A 12,465-nucleotide genomic window follows, 5' to 3' on the forward strand; every position below is an offset into this window, starting at 1 on the left:
TAAATTGCAATAAATAGAGCTTAGATAATTTTGGACAATAAGACGATATCATAGGCAGAGTCAATACTCACCATGCCATTTTTAACTTCAGTTTGAGTTCCAGAATAAGCATCAAAAAGAGTATCTCCCTCTTCAAACACAGTGGATACATCCAAATATTTTTTCCCAGAAGCTAAATCCAGTCCTACTACAACAAGATCATTATACCCCGCTTTAGAATACCTCCGTGAAAACAGATAAGGCTCCTTTGAAATCATTTGATGGCGCCCGGCTCCAACTGCAGGATGATTTACTCTAAACCGTCCCAATTTCTGCCAGTGATTCAATATATTTTTGGTCTCATCATCATTTTGTATCGCTTCCCAATTCATAAACGAACGTAATCTAGCATCACCTTCTGCGCCTTCAATAGCCAAATGACGTGCAGATTCATCGCCATAGTATACTTGAGAGGTTCCAGGACAAAGTAATAGTTTTATTCCTGCTTCATAAGGTTTCTCTCTATTGGGATCAAAAGGTTGTCCATCATCATGTGAACTCAAATAATTTAAAACGCCATACCCCTCTAAATCTGAATTTAATATTTCGGAATATTTGGTAAACATACTATCTAAATCTAATTGAGCGGCATTCCATTTCAACTCAAAATTTATCAGGCTATTAAAGCTGTTTTCAAAATAGTTTACCTTTTTATCTCCAAAATCAAAAGCCTTTTTGGCACTAATACTATAATTATAAACCTCGCCTACAAGGTAAAAATCTTGCGTGTTTAAAACTTTCGAAGGATTATTTTTTTTGAAGGCCTCAAAAGCGTAGTCACATTCCATTTTAAATTCTTGCCAAACATAAGGCTCTGTATGTTTTACCGTATCTACTCTGTAGCCATCAATCCCGAATTCGGTAATATAATCTGTCAGCCATTTCATTATATAAAACCTTGGTGCTCTTGGGTGTCCTGTTCGTTTAAAAAACGCATCTAATTCCGCCATTTCTTGCTCATAACGTCCTTCTTTCTGCCATTTTTCAACCAATGGCAATGGCAGTTCTACAGCCTCATTACGCTCTGTTCTTACATCTGGAAGGTTATCCACCAAGGTACATGTCACTGTATTTTCAAAATTATTATAGTCACACTTAGGTGATGTCCTAACCCAATTATCTGGCCAAACAGCATCATTTTCAGTTACAGGACCAGTATGATTTATTACAGCATCTAACAACACACGAATACCCTTTTTATGCGCTGCTTCTACCATGTCATGTAAATCTGCTTTTGTACCAAAATTTGGATCTAGATTGGTCCAATCACTAGCCCAATAGCCATGAAAACCATAACTCATTCCTGTACCTTCATCTGTACCGCCATGTATTTGTTCTACAACCGGAGTCATCCAAATGGCATTTATCCCCAAGTCAGTAAAATACCCTTCATTTATTTTTGCTGTCACACCTTTAATATCACCACCTTCAAATCCACGAAGCTTCGCTGTTTCTAGGGTTCGATTAAAGTTTACATCATTAGCTTTATCCCCATTGTTAAATCGATCTGTTAACAGAAAATACACATTGGCACCTTCCCAGATAAAAGGAACCTTTACATCTTTAATTTGGGCTTTTTTAGCATTTTGACAACTGCCTAGGGTCACACAAAGGAATAGGAAAACAAGTATTTGTTTCATATGATTTTATTGAACTTTTAATATTAATGATTGCAATGGATCTAGTTTTACTGTCAACGTTCCTTGCCCCTTACTCACAACTAATTCAGACTTAAATTGATTGTACAGTTGGTCGCTTACCGTATAAATCCCATCTTGTAAACCAATTAAATTTAAAACATCCATTGGAATATTCAAATCAAACTCGAATTCATTTTCTGCATCAAAATTGGAAATAATAATTAGCTTTTCAGATGAGCTCCACCTTATAAACGACAATACTTTATCTGTATAATTTTCAGTATTCAGCCTATTGTATGCATGAATATCAACATATTCTCCAGCAAGCGCCTCGCTGTTAATGGTAAAATTCAATAAGCGTTTATAAAAATCTCTTAAATCTTTTTCAGCCTTGGTTAACTGACCACCGTCAAACTTTTTATCATTTAACCACCGTTGATGTGCAGGCACGCCAACATAGTCAAAAATAGAGGTACGCGTAGGCGAACCAAAACCTGCTTGCTCAGAACCATCTTCCCCAACTTCTTGACCAAAATAAATCATTGTTGGGGCCGTTGAAGAAGTTGCCGAAACAACCATAGCCGGCTTAGATTTTTCCGCTTTTCCAGCAAAATCTGGACTAGCTATGCGCTGCTCATCATGATTTTCAAGAAAATGTAACATATGGTGTTCAATATCTTTTAAATCATCCAATATTGGAGGAATATTATCTGTCTTACCGTGTCCTTGAATCACATGCTTAATGGTATCATAAAGTTGCACCTTATCATAGAGATAATCCATTTTACCCTTCTTGATATAATCTCTATAAAGTGAAGGATTGTAAACTTCGGCCAATAAAAAGGCTTCTGAATTCTTCATTTTAATGCTTGAATTCATATAACTCCAAAATTCAACGGGTACCATTTCAGCCATGTCATATCTAAATCCATCAACCCCCATATCTAACCAATACAAGGCAATATCTCTAAATTTAACCCAAGAATTTGGAACAGTTTTATCTTGCCAAAACGCATAGTGTTTCTTGTAACCTTTCTGATCAAAACCTTCTGGTAATTCATCAAAATCCTTTTTTCCTTCAGGCGAAACACCGTAATTAACCTTCACCGTTTCATACCAATCATTCATATTTGGTTTTGATGCCCTAGACCCATTACCCGTCCATTTTGAAGGATTTTCATCAAACACGCCATCAATAAGGGGGTTTTCTTCTCCGCCGAGAGGTAAATAATTATTTTCCCATGTTGGCAACTCGAAAGACTCTGTTGGGTTGTAATAAAAATTATTATTAACATGATAGGCTAAACTTGTATCATCGTCCTCTCCAAAATCTTTGACACCTTCAGGTTTAGAGCTACTCTTATAATTTCGCGCCACATGATTAGGAACAATATCTATAATAACTTTTAGCCCTGCAGAATGAGACCGTTTGATTAAGGCCTTAAATTCTTGAAGTCGGTTCTCCACATGTTCTGCTAAATCAGGATTTACATTGTAATAATCTTTTACAGCATATGGCGAGCCTGCACGTCCCTTAACAACTTCAGGGTCATCATTTGAAATGCCATAATTAGTATAATCCCTTATTACATCATGATGCGGCACTCCGGTATACCAAATATAGGTTACCCCTAAATCTTTTATTTCTTGCAGCGCTTTATCTGTAAAATCATTAAACTTCCCTACGCCGTTTTCTTCTATAGTACCCCATGGTTTATTTCGCGTATTGGTATTACCGAACAAACGCGTAAACACCTGATAAACAACATCTTTTTTCTTTACCTCAATAGTTGAAGACACTGTAACCTCAACTTTATTTTTCTTTTCTTCGCATGCTAAAACGCAAAAAACTAACGCCATTAATGTAATTTTTATTGGTTTCATTTTTAAAATTTTATTTTCACTTCTTTTTCTTCAGAAGTACCCCAAACTAAGGGAATCGTTAGGGTCTTTGATTCAGAAGACCAGTTAAATGGAATTTTACCACCATTAGTCTTTATATGTTTTGGTTTGTTTGATATATTATGAATTATCAATTCCATATTTTTTGTATTTAACTGACCCTCAATTTCATGATTTGATTCAAAGTCAATTTTCAATTTATTTTTTTCCACATGTGCTTTGAAAGTTAATAGTTGGTACTGCCCTTTCTCATAAGCCATAGGTGTTTTACCATCATCATCATAAAGTTGACCATCACTTTCTTTGACAGAGTGATGATGATAATAATGAAGTTCTAGTGCATCAGAATTGTACTCCGCTGTACTTTGCATAGGCTTTGCCATAGGAATAAATGCTCCTGCACGCACATAGGTTGGAATGGCATGCTCTACAGTTAATACCGTTTTAAACTGCCCGCCTTTAATAACTTCAGTACTGTAAAAATGAAACCAAAAACTGTGTTTTGGGAAATACACATGTTGTTCTTTTAAACCAGGTTCTAAAATGGGAGCGACTAAAAAGTCATTGCCCCATAAATACGTTTTAGAATATGACTGAAGTTTTGCATTTTCTGGTTCCTCAAAAAACAAAGGACGCATGAAAGGTTTACCCATTTGATTGTTTTCAAAAACCAAATTATAATTATAGGGTAACAACTTATAGCGTAATTCTATGGCTTGTTTAGCTAAGGCCTTAGTGCTATCACTTCTATAAACGGGCTCACTAGGCACTTCTTCCTGAGCATGAGGTCTGTAAACGGGTTGAAAAACACCATATTGCAACCACCGTATGTATAACTCGTCATCCAAATTTGGACCAGCAAAGCCACCTAAATCAGAATGCATATAACTCAAGCCTTGCATCCCCATTTGTATTGCAATTTCGGGTTGACTTTGTAAGCCTCCCCATGTTCTATTCACATCACCTGACCAAGGAATTAAACCATAGCGCTGTGATCCTGAATACCCAGCACGCATTAAAATAAAAGGTCTTACCTCGGGGTAATCTCTTTGATAGCCTTCAAAAACCAACCTTGCCCAATCATGTCCGTAGATATTATGAACTTCATTAGCTGTCCCCGTAGCATGCAGTAGTTCTTTAGGATGTACTTCGGGTTCACCCAAATCACCCCAAATACCAGCGACACCTTTATCAATAATTTCACTTTTATAAATATCCCAAAACCATTGTTCACCTTCAGGTTTATATATATCAATGAGCCCTGTATTACCAAAATAAAAATCATAAGTAAAAGGGTTGCCTAAAGAATCTTTTGCCATGACATCTTTTGAAACAGCATCTTCCCAACGGCTTGAAGTGGTTAAAACAAAAGGTTCTGTTATTGCAATTGTTTTAACGTGTTTATCATTTAAGCGTGACACCATACCTTCAAAATCTGGAAACGAATCTTTAAACACTTCCAAATTACCCATAGTACCTTGAAGCTCCTTTCCAAACCAGTACAAGTCTAAAATTATTGCATCAACGGGTATACTATCAGACTTGAAGGCCTCAATAGTTGCCTCAGTCTCCTCTTGTGAGTGATATCCAAATCGACTTGAAAAATTACCCAAAGCCCATCTTGGAGGTATGGGCTGCCTTCCCGTTAATTTGGTATAATTCGCAATAACATCTAACCAAGAATCACTAGCAATTACTTGATAGGTTTTACGCCCCGATATGGTTTCATAAGTAAGCGTATTATCAGCATTACTATCTAAATCTAAAAACCCTATTGGCGCATTGTCAAAATGGACCATATACTGCTTAGAAGAGATAACTAAGGGCAATGTGAAATTCATCAATTCGCTCGTCGTTTCGTAACCATAATGGGCTTTGTTGTATAATTCTAGTCTATGACCACGGCGATTCATCCCTAATGCTCTTGCACCTCCGCCGTACAAAATTTCATCTTCTTTTAAATTAAATTGAATGGTCTCTAAACTATCATTTTTAACATAGCCAGTCTTTTCAGAAATCATCGGGTTCCCCTTATAGCTATACGAAATTTGAAAAGGTTGTTTTTGTATAAAAACTGAAACGCCTTGGGTTTCAAAATCATATCCAGAATCAGAAACTGATGACGTATATTCAACGTTCTTTTTCTCCAAAACTACAGCATGAGACGCTTTTTGAACAGGATCACCCTTAGGAATAAAGGTGGTTTCAACAATGTGCTCATTATAAAATTGAATATGATATGCTCCATCATTTACTAAAACCTCAATGCCGTTTTGCCTTTCATTCAACGTTTCAAATTTCCTATCGGTGTTCTGGGCAATACTCCCTTGAAAAACAAGGGCAGCTAACCATGTATAAACAAACTTTTTCATATCAACTTTATTCTTTTCCTAATAAAAAGGTTAATGGAATGTCTAACCTCTGATTCCACGAATTCTCAGAATGGTCTGTGCCCTCAAATTTAAAGTTTTTAAAATTCGCTTCTGTGTACCCTTTTTTAGTTAAAATAGTATTAACCGTAGTTGCGTATTGGGGATAATGTACGTCTAATGTTTCCGTTCCATAATCAAAATATATTTTATGTGTGCTTGAATCCGGTAAATAGGATTTCATATAGTTAAAAATAACCTTTGGAAGCGGATTATCTTCAATAGGAGCTGCCCCAATCCAATGCGTTGAAATACATGCCGCCCCGCTAAAAATATTAGGATATTCAGAAATAGCGTACATACTCATTAAACCACCCATACTTGACCCCATGACAAAAGTATTTTCCATATTTTCATGTACTGAAAACTCAGAATCAACAATTGGTTTAAGTTCTTCAACTAAAAACTTCAAATAATTATCACCATAAAGTATATTCCCTTGTTTAATGTGATTTGATTGTAATTCAATTATTTTTTTTTCTGCTTCATTCAATAAATAAAAAGCTTTTTGCGGGAACAGATCTTGCCAACGTAACTCAGGAATATTGTGAATAGCCACAACAATAAAATCTTCAGTTTTACCATCTTTCATTAGTTTTGAGGCCCATTCATCAACTTTCCACTCCTGCTTGTTCCATGTGGTGGTGCTATCAAAAAGCATTTGACCATCGTGCATATATAGCACTGAATACTTATTTTCTTTAGAATAGCTTTCGGGCAACCAAACATCTACCGGTCTAGACTTAATAAATTTGGACGGAAAACTATCCATTCTCATGAGCTTCCCACTAAATAATTGAGCATCTGAATATCCTTTGAAATATTTCATGGATACTTTTTGATGATCAACTAAATCTTCTTTTCGATTTTCATTTTTGCATGACATTAAGCTCAACAAACCAATCATTACAGCTAAATTCGATATAAAAAACAACCTTTTTCTCATAATTATTCTACCTTAAATAACCACTTAATAGCATCTTCAAATTCTGCGCTCCAAAATGATTCTGAATGCGTTCCATTAGGCGCTATCTTTTCAATTATATTTTGTTCAGGAAAACCAGTTGACTTAATTAACTGAACCATTTTAGTCATGTTTTCAACATGTTCCTGCCCTTCATTACCCCCAATCAAATAATACAACCTTGTATTAGGGATATCACTATGCTTCTTTGTAAAGTCATAACAAGCCCCAACCGACCAAAATGAAGGCGAAAACACACCAGCCTTGCCAAAAACATCCGGAGCTTTAAAGGCGGCATAATGTGCAAATAACCCACCTAGTGAAGCGCCCATAATTGCTGTATTTTGAACATCAATCTGGGTTCGAAAAGCAGCATCTATTTTGGGTTTTAATGTTTCTACTAGGAACTGTAAAAAAGATGCAGCCCTACCTTTTCCAAAGGCATCATTATCCCAAGCAGAATACTCACTAAAGCGTTTATCTCCACCGTGATCAATGGCAACAACTATTACATTAAAATCTGTTTCTTCATGGATCCTGTTTAATGTCTCATCAACTTTCCATTCGCCGCTGTAAGAGGTGGACTCATCAAAAACATTCTGGCCATCTAGCATATATAAAACAGGATAACGCGTGTTGACCTCATCATATTTGGACGGTAAATAAACACTAATTTTGCCTTGTCTATTCAGTTGAGGAAATTCAAAATTAGCATCAAATACTTGAACATTTTTAGAGGCCGTTGACACTTTCTTATGTGTACTTGAATCCTGCCATTGTGCAATGTTTACTTTAACGGTATCCTTTAATTTGTTAAAGGCGTAAAACCTATTGTCTATAGGGTTTCCATTTAAAGCACATTCTACGGTCTCCCAATTACCTTTGGTAAATTTAAAAGTGAAAAGCTCTTTATACTTAGGAATGGAAATGTAATATTGTTTTCCTACTTGTTTTAATTTAAATTGCTCTCGCCCTCCTGACCAACCTTCAAAATTACCAGACAGATAAAGATGATCATCGTAACTATGATTTTCAGGTAAGGCATCTATAACAAATGTTACAACCTCTTCTCCTAAAACCGCATTATCATCACCCTTTCTGTTGTCCTTACAACAGATTAAAATAGTGATCATACCGAAGATTAAAACAAGGCTTCTCATTTGTACTATTACATCTTTAAGTGACCTATTAATTTAGTTTAGTAGTCAAAACAAGACTACCTTTTGTGTCTAATTTTAATGTATTCCCCCAAATAAATTCAGCACCGGTTATAATATTCTTAACCTTCTTCGCATTCAAACCTACCTCATCAAATCTCGTTAAATCTATTCTTACAGGTTTTTCATTCTTATTAATGACATGAATTACGGTTTCATCTTGAACCTGTCTAAACAAAATATAAACGCCATCCTTTGGCGCGAAGTGTACGGTTTCGCCCTGATGAATGGCTTTGCTTACTTTTCTGTAATTCAACATTATTTTTAAATAAGACTGCATGTCTTTCTGCGCTTCAGAAAGGCCTTTACCAGTAAAACCATTAATAGCATCTTCGGACCAACCCCCCGGAAAATCGGTTCTTACTAGCCCATGATCACCTGGTTTTTCAAAATCATTCATTAGAAGTTCTGTACCGTAATAAATCTGTGTAATTCGGGGCAGCACTAACATATAACTCAAGGCCGCCTTTGTGTTATTAATATCACCATTTAGTTGTGTGAAAATGCGGCTCATATCATGATTATCAGGAAAAATCATAACATCCTTAGGGCTCGCATAATGAAAATCATTAGCTAAGCCTTCATACATTTTAACCAAGCCTGTATCCCACTTTTCTTCCTCATTTAAAGCTTCAACAATTAACCGTTGCATGGCAAAATCCATGGGAGATTTCAAATTTGAATCATAGCCATCTTTATTATTTGCACCATCTTGCCAGTAACCAATTAATAAGGGATTATAACTCCATTCCTCACCTACTATTGAGAAATTGGGATACTCTTCCATAATAGCACCTGCCCAGTTACTCATAAATGTTTTATCAGGATAAGGATATGTATCTTGACGGATACCTCCTAACTCTGCCGTCTCAATCCACCAAATACTATTCTGAATAAGATACTTGGCCATAAAAGGATTACGCTGATTTAAATCTGGCATAGTAGAGACAAACCAACCATCAGACATTCCTTTTTTATCACTTTTAGAAGCATAACGATCTTGATTGGTAGTCCGTCTATGATTTGACGTGATTAGCGTTCCTTTATTCTCAAAGTTTTCTTGATAATTAAGCCAATCTTTAAAAGGCAAATCGGTTATCCACCAATGCTCACTTCCGCAATGATTGACCACCTGATCCATGACCAATTTTATACCATGTTTTTTTGCTTCTTCAGCCAATTCAAGATAATCATTCATGTCACCATACCTCGGATCTATTTCATAATAATCTGTAATAGCATAACCATGATAGGACGACTTAGGCATATTATTAGTCAATAAAGGACACGACCAAATAGCCGTAAAACCCATATCTTGAATATAATCTAAATGCTGTATAATACCCTCTATGTCACCGCCATGGCGCGCATAGTCATCTGTTCTATCAATGGTTTTTTCCTTTAAGCTTGTATTAATGTCATTACCATTGTTTGCATTTGCAAAACGATCTGGGGTTATTAAATAAATGGCATCACTACTATCAAAACCAACAAAATCTTCTGCTTGTTTTTTACGTGCTCTAAGCTCATATGTTTGCTCTAATAAGTCACCATTTTTAAATTTAAACGTAATATTAAACTTCCCGGGTTTAGTTTTTTCTGAAATAATTAAATCAATAAACAAATAATTTGGACTGTCAGCATTGTGAACTTTTTCTATGGAAACACCTTGATAAGCTACTTCTGGTTCTGCTTGAGAAATATTAGGATGCTTCACCAGAAGTTGTAGCTCCGTGTTTTTAAAACCTATCCACCAATGCATTGGTTCAATGCGTTCAATATCATCCTTAAAATCGACACCTACTGATTCTTCTTGGGCAGTAACAGTCTCCGCCACTTGCTCTTTGCATGATAGAAGGAGACATAGACTCAAAATAGGTATAATAAAAACAGCTTTCATAATTTGCTTTTTTATAGCTACACTGTCACCAAATTATTTGGTGCAATAGTAATTAGCTTATTATTAACTAACAACTCCATTGCCTCGTTAGCTTCTAACTCAAAATTAGTCTCCGCTTGACTTACATTAACCTTCAATATTTTACCTCTAAAATTCACTTTAAAGGAATACGCTGACCATTGTTCAGGAATCTTAGTTGTAAAAGACAACTTATTATCTGAAACTCGCATACCACCAAAACCTTCAACAATACTCATCCAAGTACCGGCCATAGAGGTAATATGAAGCCCCTCATGAACCTCATGGTTGTAATCATCTAAATCTAACCTAGATGTTCTTAAATAAAATGTATATGCCTGATCCATTCTATCTAATTTAGCCGCTTGAATACTATGTACACAAGGTGACAATGAGCTTTCATGAACCGTAAAAGGCTCGTAAAAATCAAAATGTCTTTCTAAGGTTTCATCATCAAATTGATCTTCAAAAAAGTAAAAACCTTGAAGTACATCGGCTTGCTTTATATAGGGTGAACGTAAAATTCTATCCCATGACCATTTTTGATTTATTGGTCGTTGACTTTTATCCAAATCAGAAACTGTGATTAATTCTTTATCCAAAAAGCCATCCTGCTGTAAAAAGATATCATGCTTTTCAGAATAAGGATAGTACATATTATCAGAGACCGATTTCCAATCTTTCAGTTCTGAATCTGACAGCTTCACCTTGTCCATAATTCTAGCATAATCGCTAGGATACTCTTTTTTAACTTGACTAATATTTTCTAGTGCATATTCAATGCACCATTGCGCCAAATAGTTTGTATACCAGTTGTTATTTACATTATTTTCATATTCATTTGGCCCAGTAACTCCCAAAATCATATACTGATTTTTATTTGTTGAAAAGGTGGCTCTTTGCTGCCAGAAACGTGCAATTCCTATAAGAACTTCTAAGCCTTTCTCAGGGATAAAACTATAATCACCTGTGTAGCGGTAGTAATTAAAAATTGCGAAAGCGATAGCGCCGTTTCTATGAATTTCTTCAAAGGTAATTTCCCATTCATTATGGCACTCTTCACCGTTCATAGTAACCATAGGGTAAAGGGCCGCTCCATTTTTAAAGCCTAACTTTTCTGCGTTTTCAATAGCCTTATCTAAATGATGATATCTATATTCTAGTAATGTTCTTGCAACATTTTGGTCTTTAGTAGCCATATAAAAGGGGATACAATACGCTTCAGTATCCCAATAGGTACTTCCGCCATATTTCTCGCCTGTAAATCCTTTTGGACCAATATTTAGTCTAGCATCCTTGCCTAAATAAGTTTGATTTAATTGAAAGATATTAAAACGGATACCTTGCTGAGCTTTAACGTCACCGTCAATTGTAATATCCGCCATTTCCCATATTTTTGCCCAAGATGCTTTCTGTTCTTCCAATAATTGATCAAACCCTTTTTCCTTAGCTACTTCTAAATTTTGTTTAGCTACTGTTATAAGTTCAGACTTATCATGGTTACTATCAACAACGTAACCACCAAATTTATGAATGGCAAAGACTTGATTCTGTTTTATTAAGCCCTTATAATTATAAACGACTTTATTATTAGCTGCTTGAACCTCAGGATTAATAGTTATAGGCTTGGCATTAATACTAAAACTAGACTCCATATAAGTGCAAGTGTAGAAATCTGTTTTCATGGTTTTCGCCTCAATGAAAGCCTGACAATCATTTTGAACAATACTTGAGGTGTCCCAAAACTTATCATCCCAATTTGTATCTTCATTGGTTATTCCGGAATCTAAATACGGCTGAAAAGTGATTTCGGCATCACCATTTGTGGGTATTATTTTATACTGAATAGCCCCAAGTTCATCTAAATCTAGACTTAGAAAACGCTTAGCCGAAACATTAACTTCCAAACCATTCTTTAAGATGGCCGTAAAGCTTCTTGAAAGCCATCCTTCCTGCATATTCAATTCTCTCCTAAAATGGTTAACAGACTTACAGGTATATAAATCCAATGGTTCTCCGTTAACAATAACATTAATACCTATCCAATTAGGTGCATTCAACACTTTTGCAAAATACTCTGGATACCCATTTTTCCACCATCCAACACGGGTTTTATCTGGGTAATATACTCCTGCTATATAACTTCCTTGAAAAGTTGGTCCTGAGTATTGCTCTTCAAAATTAGCACGTTGTCCCATGGCACCATTGCCCAAACTAAATAAACTCTCAGAAGATTTAACACGGTTAACGTCAAAACCCTCCTCTATGATTGACCAGTTATCTGGTTTTATATAATCTTGATTCATCGATTTTAAATATTTATATTCATACAGTCCGTTAGGACTTTTATATCAGA

The 12,465-nt window shown here is 35.6% G+C and carries 7 protein-coding genes; all 7 read right to left on the bottom strand.

Annotated elements, in window-relative coordinates:
- Nucleotides 1–20: 20 nt before the first annotated feature.
- The 7 genes from IE051_RS08610 to mdxK all read right to left on the bottom strand — a co-directional run bounded on the left by IE051_RS08610 (nt 21) and on the right by mdxK (nt 12,415).
- Nucleotides 21–1,679, bottom strand: coding sequence for an alpha-amylase family glycosyl hydrolase (locus IE051_RS08610; RefSeq protein ID WP_189360371.1), 1,659 nt, complete (start codon nt 1,677–1,679; stop codon nt 21–23).
- Between the two features lie 6 nt (nt 1,680–1,685).
- Nucleotides 1,686–3,563 (bottom strand): alpha-amylase family glycosyl hydrolase, encoded by a 1,878-nt coding sequence (locus IE051_RS08615; protein ID WP_189360372.1) that lies wholly within the window; start codon nt 3,561–3,563, stop codon nt 1,686–1,688.
- 2 nt (nt 3,564–3,565) lie between these two features.
- Nucleotides 3,566–5,953, bottom strand: a complete 2,388-nt coding sequence (locus IE051_RS08620; RefSeq protein WP_189360373.1) for a glycoside hydrolase family 31 protein — start codon at nt 5,951–5,953, stop codon at nt 3,566–3,568.
- A gap of 7 nt (nt 5,954–5,960) precedes the next feature.
- On the bottom strand, nt 5,961–6,839 hold the full coding sequence (locus tag IE051_RS08625; RefSeq protein WP_229796758.1) for an alpha/beta hydrolase: 879 nt from the start codon (nt 6,837–6,839) through the stop codon (nt 5,961–5,963).
- Between the two features lie 119 nt (nt 6,840–6,958).
- Nucleotides 6,959–8,107, bottom strand: a complete 1,149-nt coding sequence (locus IE051_RS08630) for an alpha/beta hydrolase (protein WP_189360375.1) — start codon at nt 8,105–8,107, stop codon at nt 6,959–6,961.
- A 55-nt stretch (nt 8,108–8,162) separates the two neighbouring features.
- On the bottom strand, nt 8,163–10,091 hold the full coding sequence (locus IE051_RS08635) for a glycoside hydrolase family 13 protein (RefSeq protein WP_189360376.1): 1,929 nt from the start codon (nt 10,089–10,091) through the stop codon (nt 8,163–8,165).
- Nucleotides 10,092–10,108: 17 nt separating this feature from the next.
- A complete protein-coding gene (gene mdxK / locus IE051_RS08640) occupies nt 10,109–12,415 on the bottom strand; it encodes a maltose phosphorylase MdxK (RefSeq protein ID WP_189360377.1) in 2,307 nt (768 codons plus the stop codon).
- Nucleotides 12,416–12,465 lie beyond the last annotated feature (50 nt).

Origin of the sequence: Algibacter mikhailovii (genome assembly GCF_014651495.1) — a bacterium.
Taxonomy (GTDB): Bacteria; Bacteroidota; Bacteroidia; order Flavobacteriales; family Flavobacteriaceae; genus Algibacter_E; species Algibacter_E mikhailovii.

Excerpts from the sequence above, each read along its gene's own strand:
- IE051_RS08615 (WP_189360372.1), bottom strand. The coding sequence starts at position 3,563 with ATGAAACCAATAAAAATTACATTAATGGCGTTAGTTTTTTGCGTTTTA.
- IE051_RS08635 (WP_189360376.1), bottom strand. The coding sequence starts at position 10,091 with ATGAAAGCTGTTTTTATTATACCTATTTTGAGTCTATGTCTCCTTCTA.
- IE051_RS08625 (WP_229796758.1), bottom strand. The coding sequence starts at position 6,839 with ATGAAATATTTCAAAGGATATTCAGATGCTCAATTATTTAGTGGGAAG.
- IE051_RS08620 (WP_189360373.1), bottom strand. The coding sequence starts at position 5,953 with ATGAAAAAGTTTGTTTATACATGGTTAGCTGCCCTTGTTTTTCAAGGG.
- IE051_RS08630 (WP_189360375.1), bottom strand. The coding sequence starts at position 8,107 with ATGATCACTATTTTAATCTGTTGTAAGGACAACAGAAAGGGTGATGAT.
- IE051_RS08610 (WP_189360371.1), bottom strand. The coding sequence starts at position 1,679 with ATGAAACAAATACTTGTTTTCCTATTCCTTTGTGTGACCCTAGGCAGT.
- mdxK (WP_189360377.1), bottom strand. The coding sequence starts at position 12,415 with ATGAATCAAGATTATATAAAACCAGATAACTGGTCAATCATAGAGGAG.